Origin of the sequence: Streptomyces sp. NPDC127197, assembly GCF_042672405.1 — a bacterium.
Lineage (GTDB): Bacteria > Actinomycetota > Actinomycetes > Streptomycetales > Streptomycetaceae > Streptomyces > Streptomyces flavusporus.
Genome location: NZ_JBHXVG010000044.1, coordinates 18,177 through 41,884, shown reverse-complemented (window position 1 = coordinate 41,884; position 23,708 = coordinate 18,177). Strand labels below are relative to the sequence as shown.

At 68.9% G+C, this 23,708-nt stretch carries 13 protein-coding genes and 2 pseudogenes; 4 read left to right on the top strand and 11 right to left on the bottom strand.

The features are described 5' to 3' along the window. Positions 1-23 precede the first annotated feature (23 nt). The 4 genes from ACFVJQ_RS38605 to ACFVJQ_RS38590 all read right to left on the bottom strand — a co-directional run bounded on the left by ACFVJQ_RS38605 (position 24) and on the right by ACFVJQ_RS38590 (position 6,879). Complete coding sequence (locus tag ACFVJQ_RS38605; RefSeq protein ID WP_385790415.1) at positions 24-3,461, bottom strand: putative Ig domain-containing protein; 3,438 nt, start codon at positions 3,459-3,461, stop codon at positions 24-26. A gap of 190 nt (positions 3,462-3,651) precedes the next feature. Beyond that, positions 3,652-4,611 carry a carbohydrate ABC transporter permease gene (locus tag ACFVJQ_RS38600; protein ID WP_385516070.1) on the bottom strand — a complete coding sequence of 320 codons (960 nt, stop codon included), beginning with the start codon at positions 4,609-4,611 and terminating at the stop codon, positions 3,652-3,654. Continuing rightward, complete coding sequence (locus tag ACFVJQ_RS38595; RefSeq protein ID WP_385516069.1) at positions 4,608-5,546, bottom strand: carbohydrate ABC transporter permease; 939 nt, start codon at positions 5,544-5,546, stop codon at positions 4,608-4,610. The genes ACFVJQ_RS38600 and ACFVJQ_RS38595 overlap by 4 nt, the downstream gene beginning before the upstream one ends. Positions 5,547-5,556: 10 nt before the next feature. Further along, positions 5,557-6,879: an ABC transporter substrate-binding protein gene (locus tag ACFVJQ_RS38590; RefSeq protein ID WP_385790413.1), complete on the bottom strand. Its 1,323-nt coding sequence runs from the start codon at positions 6,877-6,879 to the stop codon at positions 5,557-5,559. A 297-nt stretch (positions 6,880-7,176) separates the two neighbouring features. Here ACFVJQ_RS38590 and ACFVJQ_RS38585 point away from each other — a divergent pair, with 297 nt between their 5' ends. The 3 genes from ACFVJQ_RS38585 to ACFVJQ_RS38575 all read left to right on the top strand — a co-directional run bounded on the left by ACFVJQ_RS38585 (position 7,177) and on the right by ACFVJQ_RS38575 (position 9,891). After that, on the top strand, positions 7,177-8,274 hold the full coding sequence (locus ACFVJQ_RS38585) for a LacI family DNA-binding transcriptional regulator (RefSeq protein ID WP_385516067.1): 1,098 nt from the start codon (positions 7,177-7,179) through the stop codon (positions 8,272-8,274). Positions 8,275-8,382: 108 nt separating this feature from the next. Beyond that, entirely contained in the window at positions 8,383-9,396 is a 1,014-nt protein-coding gene (locus tag ACFVJQ_RS38580) for a hydroxyacid dehydrogenase (RefSeq protein ID WP_385516066.1), read from the top strand. A gap of 282 nt (positions 9,397-9,678) precedes the next feature. After that, on the top strand, positions 9,679-9,891 hold the full coding sequence (locus ACFVJQ_RS38575; protein WP_385516065.1) for a hypothetical protein: 213 nt from the start codon (positions 9,679-9,681) through the stop codon (positions 9,889-9,891). A 78-nt stretch (positions 9,892-9,969) separates the two neighbouring features. On the opposite strand, the pseudogene ACFVJQ_RS38570 reads toward ACFVJQ_RS38575, so the two are convergent. From ACFVJQ_RS38570 to ACFVJQ_RS38550, 5 genes and pseudogenes are all read right to left on the bottom strand, one after another. Beyond that, positions 9,970-10,503: pseudogene (locus tag ACFVJQ_RS38570) on the bottom strand (hypothetical protein). A 167-nt stretch (positions 10,504-10,670) separates the two neighbouring features. Next, positions 10,671-13,322, bottom strand: a complete 2,652-nt coding sequence (locus ACFVJQ_RS38565; protein ID WP_385516064.1) for an RICIN domain-containing protein — start codon at positions 13,320-13,322, stop codon at positions 10,671-10,673. Between the two features lie 289 nt (positions 13,323-13,611). Further along, positions 13,612-14,577, bottom strand: a complete 966-nt coding sequence (locus ACFVJQ_RS38560) for a glycoside hydrolase family 6 protein (protein ID WP_385790410.1) — start codon at positions 14,575-14,577, stop codon at positions 13,612-13,614. A gap of 96 nt (positions 14,578-14,673) precedes the next feature. Continuing rightward, entirely contained in the window at positions 14,674-16,701 is a 2,028-nt protein-coding gene (locus ACFVJQ_RS38555; protein WP_385516062.1) for a non-reducing end alpha-L-arabinofuranosidase family hydrolase, read from the bottom strand. Positions 16,702-16,753: 52 nt separating this feature from the next. Beyond that, the gene (locus ACFVJQ_RS38550; RefSeq protein WP_385790408.1) at positions 16,754-18,400 is read right to left on the bottom strand and encodes a glycoside hydrolase 43 family protein; all 1,647 of its coding nucleotides are present in this window, start codon (positions 18,398-18,400) and stop codon (positions 16,754-16,756) included. Positions 18,401-18,892: 492 nt separating this feature from the next. On the opposite strand from ACFVJQ_RS38550, the pseudogene ACFVJQ_RS38545 reads away from it, so the two are divergent. Next, a pseudogene (locus tag ACFVJQ_RS38545) lies at positions 18,893-20,130 on the top strand (cellulose binding domain-containing protein). 242 nt (positions 20,131-20,372) lie between these two features. Here ACFVJQ_RS38545 and ACFVJQ_RS38540 read toward each other — a convergent pair. Next, positions 20,373-22,148, bottom strand: coding sequence for a cellulase family glycosylhydrolase (locus tag ACFVJQ_RS38540; RefSeq protein ID WP_385790406.1), 1,776 nt, complete (start codon positions 22,146-22,148; stop codon positions 20,373-20,375). Between the two features lie 38 nt (positions 22,149-22,186). Beyond that, positions 22,187-23,698 (bottom strand): glycoside hydrolase family 43 protein, encoded by a 1,512-nt coding sequence (locus ACFVJQ_RS38535; RefSeq protein WP_385790404.1) that lies wholly within the window; start codon positions 23,696-23,698, stop codon positions 22,187-22,189. Positions 23,699-23,708 lie beyond the last annotated feature (10 nt).

Sequence of the window (23,708 nt, the reverse complement as noted above, 5' to 3'; positions counted from 1 at the left end):
ATGCGCGCGTGCGGGCCGTCGAATCACGCGTCGTGCCTGATGTCGCCGTAGATTTCAACCTCGGAGAGGTTGCCGTACCAGCTCGTGGCGTTGTAGATCCGCAGGTACCGGTAGTGGTCTCCGCCCGAGGTGGGCTGGTCGCTCCACGTGTTTGCGACGGCCCCGGTGAGTGGCTTGGTGAGGTCGGTCCAGGTCTGGCCGTCGTTCGACCCCTGCACGAGCGTGCGGTTGGCCCGCTGCGGGTGGCTGGCCCGCGGCAGCATCAGAACCAGCTCGGGCCGCACGGCCGCGTCCGCGCCGAAGTCGATGTGGTAGTACGCGCCTGGTCCGGTGTTCAGGTCGCCGTATGTGCCGGGGTCGCCGTCGAAGAGCAGGTAGCCGACCTCGTCGGCGCCCAGTCCGTTGCCCGGATACTGCTTGTCGGAGGCGGTGACGGTGGCCAGCCCGGCCACGTCGATGAGGCGCGCGGGGTCCACGATGTAGAGCTTCGATCCGTCGGTGGTGCCGTAGAAGGTCGGTCCGGCCTTGCCGTCGGAGCCGGTGTAGTCGACCGTGAGGGTGACCGGGCCGGCCTCGACGTCGTCGAGGGCGACCGAAGCGTTCCAGTTGACGCCGTCGTCCGAAGCGGCCGCGGTCGATGTGCCCATCACATCGACGGTGAGAGAGTCGAGCGGCTCCTTCGCGGTGACTGAGACGTCGACGGTGTCGCCCATCGCGATCCTGCCCGCGACGGCCTGGTCGGAGGTGATCGAGGTCGCCTTGATCAGGTTGCCGATCTCGTGGCGTTCGCCGTAGATGTGGAACTCGGTCATCTCGAACACGCCCCGCACGATCCCGTAGAGGACGTCCGGCTGCTGTTCGAGCATCTGGACCTTGATGTATCGGAACTGCTCGTCCTGGAAGTCCTTGGCGACGTCCAGGGTGTTGAAGTCCTGGGTGAACTCCGTGACCCCCGGGGTGAGCCGGGTCCAGTTGGCGCCGTCGTTGGAGCCGAACACCGTCGAGTTGGCGAGGCGGTCGGCGAAGATGTTGCTCTGGAATCCGAACTTCGTGGCCGAGACCCTGAAATCGGGGCCGAAGTCGAAGGTGTGCGACATGTTGACGGCCTGGGGGTAGACGGTGCCGGTCTGTTCGTCGCCATCGACCATGTTGACGATGCGGTCCCCGGTGGTGGAGGAGGCGACGAGCCCCGGGTAGTCGAGGCTGCCGTCCAGATCGGTCGTCGGCGAGAGCAGGCGCAGTCCGTCGACGGCGGCGACGAGGTCGGCCAGCGCTGCCAGGTATTCGGCGTCGGAGCCGTGCTTGCGCAGATCCCGGGCGGTGTCGTCGGCGTCGGTGTAGGCGGCCTCGGTCGCGGACTCGTACATGGCCTTGCGGTCGTACCCGTCCTCGGCGAGCTCCAAGGCGCCCTTGCGGTCGTCGGCGGCGGCCAGGGTGAGCTGGCGGGCGGCGGCGTTGGTGCCGTCGTCGGCGGCGACGGTGACCGTCCAGAAGCCGGCCTCGGCCGGAGTCCAGGTCAGGATGCCGGTGTCCGGGTCGAGTTCGGCGCTGTCGGGGAGCCCGGTCGCGGTGTAGGCCGTGCCCTCGGCGGCGGTCGCGGCGAGGTCGACGGTGACGTCGGCGCCGGCCCAGCCGACGATCCGGTCGGTCGCGTCCTCGGGGAAGACCGGCCCGGTGAGCTCGGCTTCGGCGTTGATGTTGATGTGGTCGAGGTCGACGGTGGCGCCTTCGGTCTCGATGAACAGGATGTCGTCCATGGGTCCGTCGACCGTGACATAACGCCATTCGCCGCCGGTGTCCGGCACGATCATGGGGTAGTCGCGTTCCATGCTGTGGCCGTGTCTGGCGGTGCGCAGGTTGATCACGGCTTCGCTTTCGGTGCGGACGAGGAAGCCGAGCCGCGGGCGGTTGGCCTGGCCGCTGAGGTAGGCGATCTTCGAGCCGTCGGTCATGCGCACGTAGCCGTCGCCGGTCTCGACGTCCCCGGCCAGGTGTGTGTAGCGTTCCTCGACCTCGTAGATATTGGGGTTGTCGCCCAGCGGCGGGGTCGACGCCCCGGCCGCCTCGGCGGGCGCGAACAGCCACGAGTCACCGCCGCCGTCACCGCCATCCCAGGGGTTGTTCACCGTTCCGCCGCGGTGGTACAGCGGGCCGGGGCGTTTGGCGTAGGCCTCGGCGAAGTAGGGGGCCATCGCCTCGACGTCCTTGCCGAGCGTGAACTTGTAGTAGTAGTAGATCTCCCAGAAGCTCGCGGTCGAGTATCGGCCGCGGTAGCCGTCGGCGATGTGGTTGTAGGTGTCGCGGATCGTGCCGTCCGGCGAGATCGCGTAGCCGACCGGCGTCCACTCGGTGTCGTAGCCGAGCATGAACTGCCAGAAGTAGTCGGCGGCATGCAGGATACGGTCGTCCAGGAACTCGTACGGCCCCACCGCGTCCTCGGCGGTCGAGACCGTGCCGTCGACCGGGTCCACCTTGGTGTCCTGGGCGAGCAGCATGCGGGCCAGGACCGCGAAGTTCGTGAGATTGCCGCCGGCGTGCGCCTGATCGCGGCCCATCTCGACCAGTTGCACGTGTGGGTCGTCGATCGGCTCGCCGGTCTTGTCATTCTTGTCGACCCAGCGGAGCAGCCGCGCGATGGAACCGTTGAAACCCTCGTCCTTGGCGGTTGAGTTGACGGTGAACCACTCGACCTTCTCCTCGTACAGGGCGGTGTCGTCCATGAAGATCGCCCCGGCCATGGAGCCCATCAGCGGGTAGTTGTGCTGGTTCATGAAATGGTCCGGAGAGGACATGAACGTCTCGATGGACGGCACGATGAGGTTCTCAGTGAGGGCCTGGGTGTCGGCCTCGGTCCACGGGTAGGCCTCGTCCTCGCCGCAGCTGGTGTAGCGCAGCAGCTCGGCGGCGGAGACCATGCGGAAGAGCGGGACGCCGGTGTAGATGTGCGAGTCAGCGTGGTACTCGTACTTGGCGGGGTCCATCTGGGCCCAGATGCGGAGGATGCCCAGGGCGTTCTTGCGGTGGACCTCCTTCCCGGTGAGCACGTACATGACCGCCTGCGTGTAGGCCTTCAGGCCGTCGGCGACGAAACGCCCTTTCATGCCCGCGTTGAACGCGTCGGAGGCAGGCTTGGTCGGGTCGGACCCGGCATTGGACGATCTCACGTTCTCGCCGGCCGCGGCGGACCGCCTCATGGCCTCGAACGAGGAGGTCCACGGCTCAGCGCCCGCGGCGATCTGCCGGCGCGCATTCTCCAGGATCGGCTCGGTCAGGCCGACGCCGGGGTGGGCGAACCCCCGCTCGCTGACGGTCGACTGGAACGTCACGTCGCACGTGCCGAGATCCTGCCCGGTGGCTGGCCGGCCTGCCGCGAGGAGGAGTCCGGTGACGAGCACGAGCACTGCGGCGAACGCACCGACTCGTCGGCCGTGGCCGCCTGCGACGGCAGCAGTCTGATCCACAGAAGGCACCTTCTTCGTTGAAGTGGACGAATCGAGTACGTGTGGCGATAACGTGATGCGGCAACCGCGGTGCGGGCTTGAAGTTCTTGAGCGCCACCACCAGGCCGAGTCGCCGGAGGCCGCGGACGTTCGTGAGGCGTACGAGGGCGTGCGGGGTGAGGGCGGTCGCCCGCCCGGCGGGCGTCCGCGGTCACTTCAGGCTGCCGAGGCTCACGCCCGTGCGCCAGAAGCGCTGCATCGAGATCATCAGCACCACCATCGGGATGAGCGAGATGATCGAGCCGACCACGACCATGCCGGTGAGGTCGACGGACTGGTCGGTCTTTACCTTCAGCCAGGAGTAGAGGCCCAGCATGACGGTCCACTTCTCGCTGCTGCGCAGGAAGACGAGGGGGCCGAAGAAGGAGTTCCACATCCCGACGAATCCGAGGAGGAAGATGGTGGCCGCCCCTGTGGACATCAGGCGGGCGCCGATCTGGAAGAAGATGCGGTACTCGCCGGCGCCGTCGATGCGGGCCGCTTCCAGTAGCTCGTGGGGAATGGCCCCCTCGGCGTACACCTTGGCGAGGTAGACCGAGAAGGCGTTGAAGAAGCTGGGGACGATGATCGCGGTCGGCGTGTCGACGATGCGCAGGTCGGTGTAGAGCAGGAAGGAGGGAATGGTGAGCAGGGCGCCGGGCACGAGGAAGGAGCCGACGATGCAGCCCATCAGGAAGCCGCGTCCCCGGAAGCTGTACATCGCCAGGCCGTATCCGCAGGCGACGGAGATCAGTGTCATGCCCGCCGTGCCGGCGATGCCGTAGAAGAGTGTGTTCCACATCCACGTCACGAAGATCCCGTCCTGGTAGGTGAAGAGATCTTCGAGGTTCTGCATGAGGTTGAACTCGGCGAACCACAGGCCGTTGGAGGTGTACAGGTCCCGCTGCGACTTGGTCGCGGAAACGATCAGCCACCAGACGGGCGCCAGGGAGTAGAGGGTGAACAGGACCAGGCCCGTGATGATCAGGGCCCGGGTCCGCCGGGTGGTCCGGGGTCCGTCCGTCGCCGTCCCGCGCGCGGTGCGGCGGCGGATGCGGGTTTTCTCCGGCGGTCTGGTCGATGGTGTGGTCGGCTCCGGCGGGGTGGCCTTCGAGTGGGTGGCGGTGGTCATGAGGTGGGCGCCTTGTTCGTGAGCCGGTAGAAGAGGGCCGAGACGGTGCCCACCACGAGGGCCAGGATGATCGACAGGGCGGAGGCGTAGTTGAGCTCGCCCTGCGCGAAGGCCCAGTCGTAGATGGCCATGATCGGCGTGAAGTCGCGGGTGACCGTCTCCGGGGTCATCGAGCGGAACAGCACGGGGTCGCTGAAGATCTGGAGCGTTCCGATGATGGCGAGCATGGTGGTGAGCACCAGGGTGCGGCGGATCATGGGAATCTTGATCGACCACGCGACGCGCCATTCCGACGCACCGTCGACGTACGCGCTGTCGTAGATCTCACGGGGAACGGACCGCAACGAGGCGTAGATGATCAACATGTTGAAGCCGATCGCGTTCCACGCCATGAGATTCCCGATCGAGACCCAGATCATCTCGCCGCTGTAGAAGTTGGCGTCGATGCCGACGGTGGCGAACATCGGCGTGAGCGGGCCGACGTCCGGGCTGTAGACGTAGACCCAGATCAGCGTGGCGACGATGCCTGGAATCATGTACGGAATGAGCAGCGGCAGCCGGAAGAGGTTCGCGGCGCGCTGCGTGGCGGAGTCGAGCAGCAGCGCCAGGAGCACGCTGAGGATCTGGATCGCGGGAATGCAGACCAGCGCGAACAGCGCCACCCGCAGCATCGACGCCCAGAACCGGTCGTCCTCGAATCCCTCGATGAAGTTGTCGAGGCCGACGAACTCCACCGTCTCCCCGCCGAAGCCGAGGCCCGAGCTCTGGGCCCGGTAGAAGCTCTCCCGCAGCGCCATCACCAGGGGAACGACGGTGAAGACCACGAATCCGAGGAAGAACGGCAGGGTGAACGACGCGCCCTTGAGCGCCACCAGCCGGTGCCAGCGCGGCAACCGGCTGGTGGGCGGCTTTCGCTGATCGGCGGAAACGGCCACGGTTTGAGCCTCAGCTTCCGACGACGTCGATGTTCTTGGAGCGCAGATCCTTCACCGTGAAGTCCTGCATCCGCTCCAGCAGCTCCACCATGGTGATCTCGCCCTTGACGGCCTTGGCCCACTGGTCCTGCAGCTCGGCGAAGACGCCGGTGTAGTTGGGCCCGACCACCCACGGGTCCCGGCCGGCCTCGACCGCCTTCATGATCACGTTGCGGGCCTCGTCGCGGCGCTCGCCGAAGAGGCGTTCGGGGACGGCGGAGTCGACCCACGGGGACGGGTCGGGCACGGCGCCCGGCCAGGCGTACGCGCCGGTCTTCGGGTCGAGCGTGGCGTTGATCGCCTCCTTGTTCGTGGCCTTCCACACGGAGACCTCGACCGCCTCCTTCACGTGCTGGCAGCCCTTGGGCACGAGCTCGGCGCCGCCGTGCGCGGGCGTGACGAACTCCTCGGCGTCCGAGAACTGCGGCAGGTCGATGGGCTGCCAGTCGCCGGTCGAGTGCTGGAAGTCGATCTCGTATTTGGTCAGCTGCCAGGTCGAGGTCGGCAGGGAGACCATCCGGCCCGAGTCGAAGTACTTGATCAGCGCGGGCCGGTCGAGGTAGGTCTGGTGGGCGACCAGGTCCTTGTCGATGAGCTGCTGCACGATGTCGGCGGCCTTGCGGGACGCCTCGGAGAGGAAGTCGACGCGCCAGGCGTCGCCCTCGATCTCGTACCAGGAGCCGCCGGCCTGCTGCACCAGGTTGACGAGGGTGGACGGGTCCTCGCCGGCGAGGTTCATGACGTAGACGCCGTGCGGGCGCAGCTTCTCGCCCGCCGCGATGAGCTCGTCCCAGGTGGTGGGGACCTCGATGCCGTACTTGTCGTACACGGCGCGGTTGATCATCATGAAGTTGGGGTTGAAGCCGGAGGGCACGCCGTAGTAGCGGTCGCCGACCTTGGCGCCGCTCAGCGCCGCCTCGTTGAAGAGGCCGTCGTCGAGGTAGGGCTGGAGCGCGTCGGTGACGTCGGTCAGGAGGCCCTCGGAGGTGAGGGCGGGCACCTCGCCGACGCTCTGCACCAGGCAGGGGACGTCCTCGCCGGAGGCGACGGCGTTGCGGAGATTGGCGGCGGCACCGGGGAGGTCTACCTGCTTCACGAGTTTCAGCTGGATGTCGTCGTGGGTGGCGTTGAACTTGTCGACGATCGGTTTCATGGCGCGTTCCTCGTTCCAGGACCACATCTCGATCACGACCGGGCCGTCGCCCTGATCGCCCTCGGCGCCGCCGCACGCCGTCGCCAGCAGGGACAGCGTGACGGCGACCGCGGACGACAGCGCGATTCTCGTGAGCTGCATAGGACACTCCGGGATGGTGATGGGCCGTTAGGCGCGGCAGTGCTGCTATGGCTTAGTTATCGTTTTCTATCGCCTGTGCATGGTCGAGCAACGTAGGCGCGGGGGTGGATCGCGTCAACCGTCTGGGCAAAGGTTTTCTGTCCTCGCCAACCACTCACCCGACGCGTTCCATGACCGGCAGGACGAGCGGCGCAGCCCGCTGACCGTCTCCGCCCGGCAACGGGCCCCAGCGGACGGCACGTCCCTCCTCCCTCTATGCCGGACGTGCCGTCCGCCCACCCCATTACACTGAGGCCCGTGACAAACGATTACCGCGAGGGGGCGGACAGCACGCGCCGTGGACGCGCCACGTTGAAGGACGTCGCCCGTCGGGCCGGGGTCTCGGTGCCGACCGTCTCCCGCGTCATCGCCGGCAACTATCCGGTCGCGCTGGGCACCAAGCGACGGGTGGAGAAGGCGCTGCGCGAGCTGGACTACGTCGCCAACACCCACGCCCGCGCGCTGCGCGGGCACGGCGCGGGGACCGTGGCGTTCGTCCTTAACGACGTGCGGGGCGAGGCGTTCGCGCAGTTCGCGCACGGCATCGAGGAGGAGGCGTCCCGCCGCGGCCGGCTGTGCCTGCTGTGCGTCAGCGGCGGCGACCCCGACCGGGAGCTGCGGGCCCTGCACCTCATGCGCCAGCAGGGCGCCGAGGTCGTCATCGTCATCGGCGGCGTCGTGGACGACGAGGCGTACCGGCGGCGGATGTCGGAGATCGCGCGCTCCCTGGACCAGGCCGGTTCCCGGCTGGTGCTGTGCGGCCGCCCACCGCTGGGCGAGGGCGTGCCCGTGACGGTCGTGGAGTACGACAACGAAGGCGGCGCGTACGCCGTCACCAGCCGTCTGCTGGCGGCCGGCCACCGCCGCATCCTGCTGTTCGGCGGCGACGTCGCGCACACCACCAGCGCCCAGCGCTTCGCCGGTTACCGCAGGGCGCTGACCGACTACGGCGTCCCGTACGAGAAGGACCTGGTCGTCAAGGCCGCCTTCGACCGCGGCGACGCGTACCTGCGGATGCGGGAACGGCTCGCCGCCGCGCGCGACTTCACCGGCGTCTTCGCCCTCACCGACGTCATCGCGGCCGGCGCGCTTCGGGCCCTGACCGATGCCGGCCTTCAGGTGCCCGGGGACGTCTCCCTCGTCGGGTACGACGACGTGCCGCCGGCCACGGACCTCAGGCCGCTGCTGACCACCGTGCACGTGCCGTACGAGGAGATGGGCCGCGCCGCGGTCCGGCTCGCGCTCGACCACCGGGGCGGCGGCGGCCGGCTCGGGGGCGAGGACCACTTGCTGCTCGGCACCCACGTGGTGGTCCGCGACTCCGTCGCGCCCCCGCCGCCGGCCGGCACGGCCTGAGCTCTGCGCACGCTCCGCCCGGGCCCGCCTGGCGTGCGGTTGACCGGGGCGAGGCACGCGCTTACCGTAGAGAACGATTTCTACATGATCGGAAGGGACTTCCGCCCTATGCCTGAGCGACCCTCGGTGTTGTTCGCCCTCGAGTCCCGTCACATCCCCCTGCTCTTCCCGCCGGAGGTCATGGCGCGGCTCACCGCCCTCGCCGACGTCGATCCGGGCACCGTCGTCGACCTGCGGCATCCGGGCACCGTCGCCGCCCGGCGGCTGCTGGCCGACACGGAGGCGCTGATCACCGGCTGGGGCTGCCCGACGCTCACCGTGGACGTCCTCGACGCCGCGCCCAAGCTGCGCGCGGTGCTCCACACCGGTGGCTCCGTCAAGCACCTGCTGCCGCCGGAGGGCTGGGAGCGGGGCGTGCTGGTCTCCTCCGCCGCCGCCGCGAACGCGCTGCCGGTGGCGGAGTACACGCTCGGCATGATCCTGCTGGCCGGCAAGGGCGTGTTCGAGCTGCGCGAGCGCCTGCGGGCCGAGCGCGGCTTCGTCCTGGGCGAGATCCACCCGCACGTCGGGAACGTCGGCCGCCGCGTCGGCCTCGTCGGTGCCTCCAAGATCGGCCGGCGGGTGATCGAGTTGCTCCGGCCGTTCGATTTCGAGGTGCTGCTCCACGACCCGTACGTGGACCGGGCCGAGGCGGCGCGGCTGGGCGTGCGGCAGGTCCCGCTGGTGACGCTGCTCGCGACCAGCGACATCGTCAGCGTCCACGCCCCCGCCACCCCCGCGACCCGCCACCTGATCGACCGCGCCGGGTTGGCGTCGATGCGCGACGGCGCGGTCCTGGTCAACACCGCGCGCGGCAGCCTCATCGACCACGACGCGCTCGCCGCCGAGCTCGTCTCCGGGCGGCTGTCGGCCGTCCTGGACGTCACCGAACCCGAGCCGCTGCCCGCCTCCTCACCCCTGTATGAGCTGCCCAACGTGCTGCTCACCCCGCACATCGCCGGCTCCCACGGCAACGAGCTGCGCCGCCTGGGCCTGATCGCCGTCGAGGAGCTGGAACGGCTGCTGGCGGGGCACGCCCTGCGGCACCGGGTCGACCACGGCGACCTCCACCGCGTCGCCTGACCGGACCCGGGGTCGGCGGCGCGGCGCAGGCAGCGCTGGACCCGATGACCGGCGCGCAGTCGGCGGCCACCACACGCCGGAAGCACGGCGGTGGAAGCGGAGCGTGCGGCGATGCGCTTGGGCAGCGATGCCGCTTGCGGAGCCGGACAGCTTCTGACCTGGAGATACGCCCTCTGGCGTGGCACCCGGCGGTGCGGGTTCGCACCGCTGATGACCGTGGTTGACCGGTCTTGCGGGTACGCCGTGGGCAGGGTGGCGGCCGGTGAGTCTACTGCTGACACGATGCGACCCCTGGCGCCTGGTGGGCAACATGCGCTGTTCTGTCCCCCCGGTGGGGCCCTGGTCTGGGCCGACGGAGGTTACACCGGCTCCCTCGTCGAGTACTGCCTGGCCGCGGTTGCCCTGGTGCTGACGATCGTCAAGCGCAGCGACGACCAGAAGGGCTTCGTGGTGCTGCCCAACGGTGGATCGTCGAGCGGCTCTTCGCTCACCTGATGCGAAGTCGCCGCCTGGCACCCGACTTCGAACGCCGCACCAGCGCAGAGGCGATGATCTATTGGTCGATGACCATGGTCATGACTCGCCGCCTGGCCCGCTCACGCCCTGCATGAGTGCGAACCGGCCCAGCACGGGCTCGGCCAGCCAGCCGCGGGCCACCAGCCGTTTCGCCTTCGACCGCAGTGCCTCCACCCGCGTCGGCACCACGTCCATACCGAACTGAGCGGCCATCTCCTGACAGGTCAGCGGCCCTTGGCCGAGCCGGACACGGTCCGCGAGCGCCTTGACGATGCGCCGGTAGTCCGCTGACAGCACCGACCAGGCCAGCTCCTGGCGCTACACCGGCACTTGCAACTTCGGCTTCGCCGCACCCCCAGGCGCTGACTGCGCGTCCGCATCCCGCGGCTTCGAGGTGACCTCCGCGTCGACGGTGCTGCCGTCCGAAGCCAGCACCGTATCGACCCCCCTGCGGGCGATCGTCCACTCCTGCCATTTCAGCTCGGCCGCGGCCAACTCGGCCCGGATGCGATCGGCCTCCTCACGCAGCCCGTCGACTCGACGCCGAGCAGCGAGCTGGTGCTGTTCCAGTAGTCCGACGACCGACGGCATTCGCGACCTCCCGGGAGCGACGACCCGACAGGCCACCACTCCCACGGAACCATCGCTCCTACTCCTGACCAGCGGAAACGCGGCGATCATGTCCGGAAAGACGACAGCTTCTCAGCCTTGGCGGGGCCGCCGGCCGTTGTGGCTGCGGCCCCGCTCGGGTGTGTGGGTCAGGACGGGTCGCCGTACTGGAGGCCGCGTCCGTTGGTGCCGACGTAGACGCGGCCGTAGGTGTCGGGGTCGCCGGTGATGACGCCGACGCCGCCGATGGCGCCCCACTGGTGGGCCTTGTCGTTGACGCGGAGCCAGGTGGCACCCTTGTCGGTGGAGCGGAAGACTCCGGTGACGTCCTTGACGGTGCCGATCAGGTATAGGGCCTGGTAGCTGGTGCCCGGCTTGGCCTTGCCGAAGCCGAGGGCGGAGGCGGACTGCACCGACCTGAGCGTGGTGAAGGTCCGGCCGCCGTCGGTGGAGTGCAGCAGCCCCTTGGTGCTGCCGGCGATCCACAGGTCTCCGGCGATGCCGGGGACGGCCTTGAGCCGGCCGTCGGGCAGGTTGCCGGCGCGGGCGGTGAAGGTCGCGCCGCCGTCGGTGCTGGCGTAGAGCGTGCCGCCCGACAGCGAGTAGAACGTCCTGGCCGAGGAGCGGTCGGCGACGACCACCGCGCCGGTGCCCAGGCCGCCGACCCTCGACCAGCTCGCGCCCTTGTCGGTCGAGCGGTACGGGGCCTGACCGGCCTGGGTCCAGACGATGGTGGAGCCGTCCGCCGCGAGCGCGACATGCCCGTCCTGGGCACCGGCCACCGGCTCTGCCTTGAAGCCGTTCCAGCTGAGGCCGCCGTCGGTGGAGTAGGCGCCGTCCTGCGCGCCGCCACGGCCGACGCGGACCATCACCGAGGGCTTGGACTGGGCGAAGTCGATGTCGGTGCTGTTGGTCATCATCGGGTTCTTCAACCGGCCGGAGGGCACCTTGGTCAGGGAGTCGTGCCGGAAGCCGCCCTGGTCGCCCATGGAGGTGATGACGGTGGCGCCGCCGGGAGGGGCGATCGCGTCCAGCAGCGAGGTCTCCTCCAGCCCTCGGGCCCCCATGCTCCAGTGGCTGGTGCCGCCGCTGTCGGAGGCGTTGGCGTTCTTGCTGCGCAGGATGCCGTTGCCGGTGCCGTACAGCACGTGCCCGGAGTTGAAGGGATCGATGGCCAGGGCGGTCATCCAGTGCCCGGTGTGAGTGCCGACGTAGGGAGCGGCGGAGGCGTTGCGCTTGGACCTGTCGGCCAGGGCCTTCCAGGTGGTGCCGCCGTCGGTGCTCCGGTAGATCTCGTCCTCGGGCCACCAGCGGCCGAGGGTGGTGACCATCACCGTGGAGGGCTTGCGCGGGTCGACGGCCAGACCGGAGAACCCGTAGTTGCCCTGGGAGGGGGAGATGTTCTTCCACGCCCCGCGGTTCGGCGTGTACTTCCACACCGAGCCCGCCGTCACGCCGTTGGGTCCGAGGTTGTTGGTGTACGTCAGGTACAGCGAGCCGTCACCGGAGAGCACCCCGTGCTGCGGCAGCTGGCCGGTGGGCTGCCCGGAGACGGCCTTCCAGGTGCTGCCGCCGTCGGTGGAGCGGTACAGGGAGGTGGACCTGTCGTTGACGCCGACGTAGATCGTCCTGCTGCCAGCCGGGCCGTACGTCACGAAGGAGATGCCCGCGCCGCTGCTCGCCCCGTCCTTGACGGGGAACGAGGAGACCTGCCGCCATGTCACGCCGTAGTCGGTGCTGCGCCACAGGCCGTTCTTGCGGGTGCCCAGCAGCAGGGTGCCGTTGTCGGCGGGGTTGATCGCGAGCCGTTCGCCCGCGCCGCGGCCGTCCTCGTTGGCGCCCAGCTTGAAGGGCAGATCGGTGCGCTGGAAGGTGCGGCCCCGGTCGGTGGAGCGCAGGATCGCGCCGTTGCCCGCCCACTCGTTGGTGTAGGTGCCCGCCCCGAGGTAGAGCCGCTTGGGGTCGACGGGGTCGGTGGCCACCGAGTCGATGCCCAGCAGGTTCCAGTCCTGCTCGCCGATCCAGTCGGTCAGCGGGATCCACTGCTCGGCCCCGGTGTCCCAGCGGTACGCGCCGCCCATGTCGGTGCGCGCGTACAGCAGGCCCTTCTCGCGCGGGTTGAACACCAGCCCGGTGACGTAACCGCCGCCCACCACCTGGGCGTTCTTCCACACATACGGTCCGGCCGCGGCCGTGGTCTGCCCGCTGCCGGCCCCGGCCGCCCGGGTCTCGCCCACCTTCACCAGCTTCCACTGCTGGTTGGTGGTGCCCCGGCTCGGATACTGGATGAGCGCCGCGCCCTGGGCCGTGGAGCCCCCGGAGACGTCCAGGACCTGGCCGCTCCTGCGGGAGGTGAAGGTGACGGCGTCGGAACCGCTCACATCGTCGATCCGCCACTCCTGCGAGGTGGCGGAACTGTTGGTCTGCTGCTCGGCGGCGGCCCCCTGCGCGGTGGAATTGCCTGCTATGCCCAGCACTTTGCCGCTGTTGCGGTTCACCAGCTCGTAGTAGCCGTCCCCGGTGGGCTTCAGCTTCCACTGCTGGTTGGCGGTGTTCTGGTCGGTGTATTGCTGGATACGGGTGCCGTCGGCGGTGGAGAAGCTGCTGACGTCCAGCACCTTGCCGCTGCGCACGGAAACCAGCCGGTAGTAGGCGTCGCCGTCGACCGTCGCGGCCTGCGAGTCGTCCTGCGCGTACAGGAGATACGGCACGAGGACGGCGGGCACGCCGAGCAGTAGACCGGTGGCGGTCCAGCGGCGGCGGTGACGCCCGCGGCGCCCGCCGTTCGTGGGGTTGTTCATGGGGAGGCGTTCTCCTTGCATACTGTTCAACAGTGGAAAGCAGGATCCCGGCCCCGGAACTGGCCGGATCCGCTTCCTTGTCGTCACAGGTTCCGCACAGGTTGCCGCGAGCCGGGAACTTTTTCAGATCACCTCGTGGCGCGGTAGGCGCTGATCAGCGTCTGGGTGACGCTGTTCCGGGAGTTGGCGGTGTGCTCCTCTTGGCCACGCCGCCTCCTTCTGATCAGCCGGCTGGAGGAAGGCTCTCGCCCCTGATCCGGTGCCTGAACCGCGCCCGAGCGGCCCCGGATCAGTAGCCGTAGATCATCTTGTAGGCGACCTCCGGGAGGAACTGGCCGGCCGAGGAGCCGGCTCCCACGCCGCAGTTGCCGTCGGACTCGCCCGGAACCTTGATCCACAAGAGCATCTCGGCGCCTCCGCCCAGCTGGCTGGGGGTGCCGATACGGCGGCCTGAAGGGTTGCACCACTGGCCGTTGGAGCCGTTGCCGTTGCGGCTGGTGTCCACGACGAACGGCTTGGTGTAGCCGTACCGGGCGCCGAGTTCCCTGTTGACGGCGTTGCCGTACGCGGTGTTCTCGGCCGTGGTCAGGTAGTTGGAGACGTTGAGCGAGAAACCGTGGGCCTGCCGCAGGCCGGCTTCGTGAAGGCGTCGGGCCATGACCGCCGCGCTCGCCCAGGCCGGGTTGCCTGCGTCGAGGTAGACCCAGGTGTTGGGAGCCTGACGGTTGAACTCGGCGAGCGCTCCGGTCAGCATGCTCTCGCGTTCGTCGATCTGCGCCTGGGTCATGCAGCCGTAGTCTCCGAGGGAGTCCGGTTCGAGGACGACGACGGCCGGGCGGCCTGCGATCCCGCCCGCGAACTGGGCGATCCAGTTCGCGTAGGCGGACGGCGAGGAGGCTCCTCCCGCGGAGTGCCCGCCGCAGTAGTCGCGGTTGTAGATGTTGTAGGCGACGAGGACGGGCAGCTTGTCCCGGGCGTCCGCGGCGCCCACGTACGCGCCGGTGGCGGTGCCGATGGTGCCGCTCCAGGAGCCGAACCAGCGGGCCGTCGGTGTGTTGGCGATGGAGGCGTTGATTGCTTGTGCCCGGCCGTCACCGGGGTTGGCGGCGACCCATCGCTTCGCGCTGGAGTCGGGGTCCACGTAGAACCCGTTGGTCATGGTCGTCGGGTCGGCCGCGTGGGTGGACGGCGCGGCGGCGAGCGTCAGCGGCAGCGAGGAGAGCGCTGCCACCAGGGCGAGGAGTTTGCGGCGCATGACGGGTACCTCGGCTTTCCGGCAGGGGTGCGTCCGAAGGTTGGCGGTGAGGATGGGGAGCGCTCCCACCGGAAGCGCTCCCCATCGCACAGTCGGTCAGCAGGTCGAGTTGGTCTGGGTCAGGAGGCCGAGCCGCCACGGGAGGAGGTTGTAGTCACCGCCCGCGTCGGGGCTCATGCCCTGGTAGACGTACTGGAGCCGGCAGGCGGGAATGGTCAGTGTCTGGTCGTGGCCGGCACGGATCATCTCGCCATGACTGATGTCCCGGGTCCAGGCGCCCGAGGGGAAGGTGACGTTGTTGGCCCGAGCGAACGGGTTGCTCTCGGACGCGGCCAGGGGAGTCCAGGAGCCGGCGAGGCTGCCTGAGGTCCAGGAGCGGAAGTAGCGTCGGCCGTCCGATCCGATGGCCTCGACGAGCAGCAGGTACTGGTTACTGCCCTGCACTTTGTACACGTTGCTCGCTTCGAACAAGGCGTATTTGGAGTCCTGGGCCGCGATGACGGTGTTGCTGAACCCGTTCGGAAACTGGCCGACGGTCGTCTGCGAGCGGTACAGGTGTCCGTTGTCGTCGGAGGAGAACAGGTAGCAGTTGGCGCTGTCGCAGATCACCCACATGTCGACCCAGTGGCCGTTGCCGATGTTCTGCTTGATGATGTCGGGCATCGACGAGTAGAAGTGGCGCGGCGCGCTCCACCCGTTGGGGTTGCTGATGTCGGGGTTGGTGGAGTACGAGGCGTTGCCGGTCTGGTACACGAGGTACCACAGGCGTTGCGGCGCGTAGTAGAAGACCTGCGGAGCGGCGCGGTAGCCGCGACCGATGGCGCTGCGGTCCAGATAGTGGTGCGTGGCCGAGCCGGCCTGGGACCAGTCACTGAAGTTCAGGTACGCCAGGTTGTACCCGGAGGAGCTGGCGACGCTCGCGAACACGTGGTACTTGCCGTTGTACTGGACGACCGTCGGGTCCTTGATCCCGGCGATGTTGTGGGTGGCGTCCGACTTCGGCGAGATCAGAGGGCCGCTGGAGCTCCACGAGTAACGGCTGGGCAGAGCAGCGGCGTTGGTGGCGCTCCGCGTAGCGGCGGGCGTGCTGCGGGTGGCGGCGGGCGTGCCGCCCATCGTCGTCAGAACCGCGTTGTACGCAGGTTTCTTGTTGCCGCTGCGGTCGAACAGCAGCGGGTTCTCCGAGGCCCGCCAGGAGTCGCTGTCGCGGATGCCCCAGACCGTGATGCCGGTGCAGCGTGCGACGTTCATGCAGGCCCTGACCGTGTTTGCGAACGCGGTCGGCGACGCCTGTGCGATGTCCAGTTCGGTGATCTGGACGTCCACGCCGAGGGCGGCGAAGTTCGACAGTGTGGTCTGGAAACTGGCGGGCGGGCCGCCGGTGCCGAAGTGGGCCTGGAGGCCGACGCAGTCGATGGGAACGCCGCGCGCCTTGAAGTCGCGGACCAAGCGGTAGACGCCCTGGGTCTTGGCGTCGCTCCAGTTCTCGATGTTGTAGTCGTTGTAGCAGAGCTTGGCCGCCGGGTCGGCGGAGCGTGCGGTGCGGAACGCCTGCTCGATGAAGCCGTTGCCCAGCACGTCCCGGAAGACAGAGCTGCGGAGCTGGCCGCTGGGCCCGTCGGCGAAGGCCTCGTTGACCACGTCCCAGGAGTGGACCCGGCCCTTGTAGCGGTTCATCACGGTGGTGATGTGGTTGTTCATCACGCCGCGCAGTGCGTTCGCGTCCCTGATCGAGCTGACCCAGCCGGGAAGTTGGGAGTGCCAGACCAGGGTGTGGCCACGCAGGCGCTGACCGCGGGCCTGCGCACGGTTCGCGATCTGGTCGGCGGGGCCGAAGTTGAACGAGCCGCGGGACGGCTCGGTCGTGTCCCACTTCATCTCGTTCTCGGCCGTGACCGAGTTGAACTCACGGTCCAGGATGCCGGTGTACGTGCCGTCGCCGAGCCGGCCCGCGGCCACGGCGGTTCCGAAGTACCGTCCGGACTGGGCCGCCTGGGCGCCCAGGGTGGAGGCTTTCACGGCGTCGGGCGCGCCGGTCGCGGTCCCAGGGGTCGCCAGGACGGTCGCGGCCAGCAGGGTGAGGACCGAGGCTCGGCGACAGCCGAGCCGTTTCAGTGGGTTCATGGTTCTCCTCGTGGGGTGGTGGGGGGTTGCGTGGTGCGGTCGGTGGGCCACTTCAGGGCGTGGACAGCTCGAACCGCGTGACGCGGACCGCGCCGCCGAGTGCCTGCGTGGCGTGGTTGAAGAGGGCGAATCGGTAGCCCATGAAGAACCGCCAGTCGTTGCCCAGGGGAAAGGCGGGGCCGAGGCGGGTGAAGGTGGTGCCGTCCGTGCTGTAGGAGAAGGTGGCGGGGCGAGCCGTGCCGGGGCGGATGTCCGCGCTCGCCCGCAACCAGACACGGCTGCCCGACACGGCCGCCCTCGCGACCTCCGTGCCGATGCCGGTCGTGTTCCAACTGCCGTCCATGGTCAGCCCGTTGACCATCACCACCCGCGCCGCGCCGCTGTCACGGCTCATGCCGATCCAGGCGGAGGAGTCACGCAGCAGTGCCAGTCCGGCCCGGTCGCCGTCGCGCATCGCGGAGTGGTCGAGCTGGACCGTGGCGGTGGAGACGGGGCCCTGGATGCGGTGCGTCAGAGTGTTGCGGGCCCAGTAGAGGTCGTTGGTGACGGTCGCTGTGCGCAGGGTCAACCCGTTGCCGACCGACCACTTGGTGTTGTCCGGGTTGTGGTTCCACTCCCATCGCGGCTTCAGGGTCGAGCCGTCGAAGGTGTCGACGCCGGTCATGGGGGTCACTGGGCGAGGCGGAGGGGGCACGGCCGGGCTGGGATACGAGGTGCCCCATGAGCCGTCGACGAGCTGCACGACCGGCCAGCCGTCCGAGGTCCACGTCACGGGCGCCAGGGCGGGCATCCGGCCACCGGGGTAGGCGTCGACGAAGGCCATGTAGTGCCAGGCGCCGTTCTGCGTCTGTACCAGCCCGCCCTGGTGCGGGACACCACCGCCGGGGATCGGCCCGCGCAGGTCGAGGAGGACCTGCCGCATCGTGTACGGACCGAAGGGGCCGCGCGAGGACTTCAGGATGTACTGGCCGTTCGCGGGGCGGGTCAGGAAGATGTAGTACTGCCCGTTGATCTTGTAGAAGCGAGAGCCTTCGAGGGTGCCGACGCTCGACGGTGTCGTGAACACCTGCTGGGTGCGGACCTGGGTGCGGCCGTCGGGCGAGAGCTGGGCCACGCTGATGGTCGTGTTGCCGTACGCCACGTAGAGGGTGTCGTCGCTGTCGACGAGCAGTCCCGCGTCGTAGTAGGGCGTGCTGATCGTCGTCAGCCTGTTCCATGGCCCCTCGGCGGCGGTGGCGGTGTAGACGTACGTCCGGGCGAAGTCGATCTGGCCGAGCCAGTAGAAGGTCCGGTTGCTCGGACGGTAGGCCAGTGACGACGCCCAGATCCCTCTGACGTAGCCACGGGCATCGTTCAGGTCGTACTTGGCGCCGAAGTCGAGAACGGGCACCGAGTGACCGGCGACCTCCCAGTTCACCAGGTCGTACGACCGAAGGACGGGCGCGCCCGGCGAGTAGTGCATCGTCGAGGCCGAGGCATAGAAGGTGTCACCGACGCGGATGACGTCGATGTCCGCGAAGTCCTGCCAGATCACCGGGTTCGTGTAGGCCGCCGCGGTCGCGAGGTCCGGCCCCTGGGCAGCGGCGGAAGCGATGCCGGGGACCGCGGCCGGATGAAGCAGGGCACCGGCGGTCAGGCGGGTGGCGGTCGTCAGGGCGCGGCGGCGGGACAGGGCTTGATGAGGGCATGACATATCCATGGTGGCGTTCTCCCTGTGCGGCTCGGCCGTTGCGTGGTGGCGCTGCCTGGAAGTGCCTTGTTTGCCCGCGTGGAGCGACTGCATCCCGGTCCGGCATTTCGAACGCAGATTGATGCGCCGGGCATCCAGGATGATAGGGAGCCCGTGAGCGCCGTCAATACCTCTCGCATTATTCGGTTGAATGGTCGAAACATTCGGTGCCGCAGGATGGGTCGCTGCGCAGGTCAATGGCGCACACGAGATGGATGCTCGTGATGTTGACATGCCCTGACGTCCCTCTGTCATCCGTGGCGCTGGGAGTTTCCGAATGGTATGCGAAATTTCGGACCCGATTTCTCTCCCGTGCGATGTCACGGAAGCACCGTGGAACCGGGCACCACCAACGGCACCCCGGTCATCACCTGGCCCTGCAACGGCCAGAACAACCGGACGTGAACCGGCGTGTGAACAACCGCAGCTTCAGAAGGGAAGTTGCACGATGATGAGGACAAGATCCCTCTTAGCCGTTGCCAGGCCGAGCACACTCCGCTCACGGCCTCCGGCACGGCTGCCGCACCCGTCGGCACTGCTGCCGCGACCCTCGGATGCGGCAAACCCCCCACCCTGACGAGCGGTACTCACACGATCCAGAGCGGCGGCAAGAACCGGAGCTTCATCCTGCGAATCTCGGACGGCTACGACCGGAACCGCGCCCACCGGCTGGTCTTCGGGTTCCACTGGCTGGGCGGCAGCGCCACCGACGTCGCCACGGGCCGCACCGTGGAAACGGGCACCTGGGCCTACTACGGGCTGCAAAGACTGGCCGGCAACAGCGCCGTCTTCGTCGCACCCCAAGGCCTCAACAACGGCTGGGCCAATGCCGACGGGGAGGACGTCACCTTCGTCGACGACATGATCAGGCGGATCGAGGCCGACCTGTGCGTCGACACGACACAGCGCTTCGCCACGGACTTCAGCTACGGCGGCGCCATGTCGTACGCGCTCGCGTGCTCCCGGGCGACGGTCTTCCGCGCGGTCGCGGTCCTGGGCGGCGGACAGCTCAGCGGATGCGGCGGCGGCACCCAGCCGATCGCCTACCTCGGCGTGCACGGCCTCAGGGACGGCGTCCTCGGTATCTCCGGCGGACGGGCGATGCGGGACAGGTTCGTCAGGAACAACGGCTGCACCCCTCAGAACCCGCCGGAGCCGGCGCAGGGCAGCCTGACGCACCGGGTCACCACCTACTCGGGGTGCTCGGCCGGATATCCGGTCGCCTGGGCCGCGTTCGACGAAGGACACATCGCCGCTCCGCAGGACGGGGCCCCCGGTGACAGCGGTTCCCGGACCTGGGTGCCGCAAGAGGTCTGGAAGTTCTTCACGCAGTTCCAGACCTCCAACCCACCGCCGGGGACGGCGACCTGTCGGGTCACCAGCACCGTCAGCGCCTGGAACACGGGGCTGACGTCGAACATCACCATCGCCAACACCGGCACGACCGCGATCGACGGCTGGTCCCTTGTCTTCACCCTGCCCGACGGTCAGACCGTCACCTCCGGCTGGAACGCGGACTATTCTCCCGCCTCCGGCCGGGTGACGGCCAGGAACGCTTCACACAACGCCACCATCGCTCCCGGCGCTTCGGTCGACATCGGATTCCAGGCAGCCCAGCCCACAACGGCAATTTGGCGCCCCCGAGCTCCTACACCCTCAACGGCACTGCCTGCGCCGCCACGGGAAGCGCACCCAAGTGACCAGGTGGTTCGGCCGGAGACAGCGGATCCGGGAGAGCCGTCGGCTGTTTGGCCAACCCGCCCGGCGCGGCGAAGGAGCCGCTGCGGGTGCCCTGGAATCCGAACGTCCGGCGGCCGCCGGGGGAGATGCTGCTCGGCGCGCTGGATATGCGGGCGAGTTGCGCGGGAGTGCCGCGATGGGACCCGCTTCGCCTGCCCTGGTTGCCGGGGACGGGCAACCAGGGTGAGGGCGGGGCGGTCGGTCAGGAGGCGGGTGTGACGCGAATGCCGGTGACCGAGTCTCCGGACTTCTTGACGTGATACATGAGCTTTTCGCCGCTGTAGAAGTGGAAGGTCAGTGTCACCAGTTCGCCGTCGCGCAGCGCGTCCAGGAATTCGGGGGTCAGGATGATCGTGTCGTTCGGGTAGTCCGGCTTGAAGGACTTGTTGAACTCCTGGTACGGAGTCCAGTCGGTCTGGCCGGCGTTGCTGCCGTCGCCGTACCTGGCCTCCATGGTTGCCAGCACGTCACCCTTGTACTGGGTGGGGATGGTGAACGCGTCGGTCTTGCCCGTGGCGTCGGACAGCACCGGTTCGTCGGAGGTGACCACCTCGATCTGCCAGGGCAGTCCGCGGGAGAACCGGGCCTGGAGCGTGGCGTTCACTCCGTACTCGCGGTCGCCCGTCAGCCGGGTCAGCGCGCCGGCCGTGAGGACGAGCCGCGTCTTGTCCCACAGGGTGTAATCGCGTCCCTCGACGAGCTCCGTCTTGCCGTGCCACAGCCCCCGGAACTTGGTCCCGTTCAGATTCAGGGTGACCCCCTTGGCCGTGATCGGTTCCGACTTCGGCACGAAGACCTTGTCGAAGGAGGCCGTTCCCGAACGGGTGGTCCAGCCGGCCTTGATCCAGGCGATCAGGGCCGGGTCCGTCCACTTCAGGGTCTCCCGGTTCAGGTAGGCCCAAGTTCCGGGGTCCCACAGCGCGGTGGTGACTCCGGCGAGGCGTGCCGAGTGTCCGAAGTGCTCGTAGTACTTCAGCGCCTCGCCCCGCTCGACACGGGAAGGATGGTTGTGGTCGGGGTAGCCGAGCAGGCCGTACTCACCGAGGTAGACGGGGATGTCCCTGGCGACGAAGGTGTCGCGCATGCGGGCGAAGGCGTCGTTGAGGTCGTTGCGGGCGACCTCGTCGTAGTGGGTGCCGCCCGCGATGTTGATGCTGAACGGGTACCAGCTGTAGTAGTGCACGGTGGCGACCAGATTGCGGTCGTTCAGCGACTTGATCGTGGTGTACAGCTCGTCCATGAAGTTCTGGGAGGGCGTGCACCCGTCCGTGGGCAGCACGAGCAGGCGGTCGGTGTTCCCGCCGCCCGAGGAGCGGACGATCTTGTGGAAGGAAGTGTTCAGCTCGTTCAGGAGCCTGGCCTTCTGCTCGGCCGTGGCGTTCTCGAACTGCGGCTCGTTGACGCTCTCGAAGAGCAGGGTGCGCGGCTCGTCGCGGAACGTCCTGGAGATCTGGGTCCAGGTGGAGTTGAAGCGGGCCAGCACTCCGTCGTGGTCGGCGGGCATCTTCTTGATCCACTGCCACGAGTCGTGGTGGACGTTGAGCACGACGTACAGGCCCTCGTCGAGCGCCCAGTCGACGACCTGCTTGACGCGGCTCATGAACGCGGCGTCGACGGTGTAGGGGGCGGTGGCGGACTGGTGGTCGGTCCAGGTCACCGGGATCCGGACGCTGCGGAAACCTTCCTCGCGGATGGTGGTGAACAGTTCCCTGGTGACCTTCGGGTTGCCCCAGTTCGTCTCGTCCGGAATGGCGTCCAGGGTGTTGCCCAGGTTCCAGCTGGGCTGCATCGCGGCGACGGCGTCCATGGCGCGGGCCGGAACTCTGATGGCGGACCGTGTCGGCTCTGCCGTGTGGTCGGTCGCGGCGGTCGAAGTGCCGCCGGCCAGACCCAGCATGACGGCGAGGACCAGGAACAAGGGGGCCAGGCGGCTGGTGCCGCGGCTGCGGTGGTGCGCGGGTTGCCGTAGGTCCTGCATGTGTGGGCCCTTTCGGTTGGTCGTGCCCTTCGGTCGGTTCAGCCTTCGAGGGGCTCGTAGTCGAACCAGTCGAAGTGGACGGTGCCTGCAGCCGCGTACATGCCGATGACGCGGCCGGTGAAGCCGCCGGCGACCTCGGTCGACAGGTAGCGGCCGTCGAGGGCCGCGAGTTCGGTGAACGCGCCGTCGGGTTGCTCGATGCCGAGGGAGACGATGTCGGGTCCGGTGCACGGCCCGTGCGGAGGCGGTGGGTCCGACACGGTGAGGGCGAGGACCAGTGGCCCGGCGGGTACGGCTTGTTCGGCCACGACCGTGCGCAGGGAGCCGACGCGCGCGATCACCCGTACCTCCGTCCCGGACGCCTCGATCGCGTAGTGGTGCCGCTCGTCGAGGCGGACAGCGAGGCCGCCGCGACCCTGCTCGGGGTCGACCAGGGTGCGGGCCCGGCAGGTGAGGTGCTGCTGGCGGCGGCCGGTGAACACCGCGTCGGGCTCGTCCAGGGAGCCGCCCCGCGCGTGGAGCGTCAGCCATCCGGGGCGCTCCTTGGTGGTGCAGAGCTCGGTGGGGCGGTCCCGCACGGAGATCCAGGTCGGCCCGAGTGCGCTGAGCTCGAAGTCGTCGCGCCCTTCCTCGGTGGGGACGGGGGAGAGCGGCCAGGGGAGCGTGGAGAGGTCCGTGGTGACCTCGCCGACGACCGGCCAGCCGTCCTCCCAGGTCACGGGAGCCAGGAAGGTCTCCCGGCCGAGCACGTGCCAGCCGGGGGTGCCGCCGCGCGGCCGTACGCCGAGGAAGACCATCCACCACGAGCCGTCGGGGCCCTGGACCAGGTCGGCGTGGCCGGTGTTCTGGATGGGGTGGTCGGTGCCGCGGTGGGTGAGGACCGGGTTGGCCGGGCACGGCTCGAACGGGCCGGTCGGCGTACGGCCGCGGGCGATGGACACGCCGTGGCCGCGTTCGGTGCCGCCCTCGGCGATGAGCAGGTACCAGTGGTCGCCGATCCGGTACAGGTGCGGCGCCTCCGGGGCCTTCGCGCCGGGGCCGCCGGACCAGAGCCTGTGCGGTGTGCCGTACGTCTGCCCGGTGGACGGGTCGAGGCGGACCTGTGCGACCCCGGCGACGGTGCACCAGCAGGTGCCGTCCTCGTCCCAGGCCAGGTCGGGATCGATGCCGGGTACGCCGGGTGCGGGGATCGGATCCGACCACGGTCCGGCGGGGTCGGTGGCGGTGACGATCAGGTTGCCGCCGCCCTCGCTGCAGTTGGTGACGATCAGCCAGAATCGGCCGTCGTGGTGGCGCAGGGTGGGGGCGTAGATGCCGCCCGAGGACGGCATGGAGGCCGGCAGGCGCAACTGCTCCGGCCGGTCCAGGGCGTTGCCGATCTGCCGCCAGTGCACGAGGTCGCGGCTGTGGAAGAGGGGTACGCCGGGGAAGTACTCGAAGCTGGAGCAGGCGAGGTAGTAGTCGTCGCCGACCCGGCAGATGCTCGGGTCGGGGTGGAACCCGGGGAGCACGGGGTTGGTGGCGCGGGCCGGCTGGTTCTGGGCGGGCACCCTGGTCGTC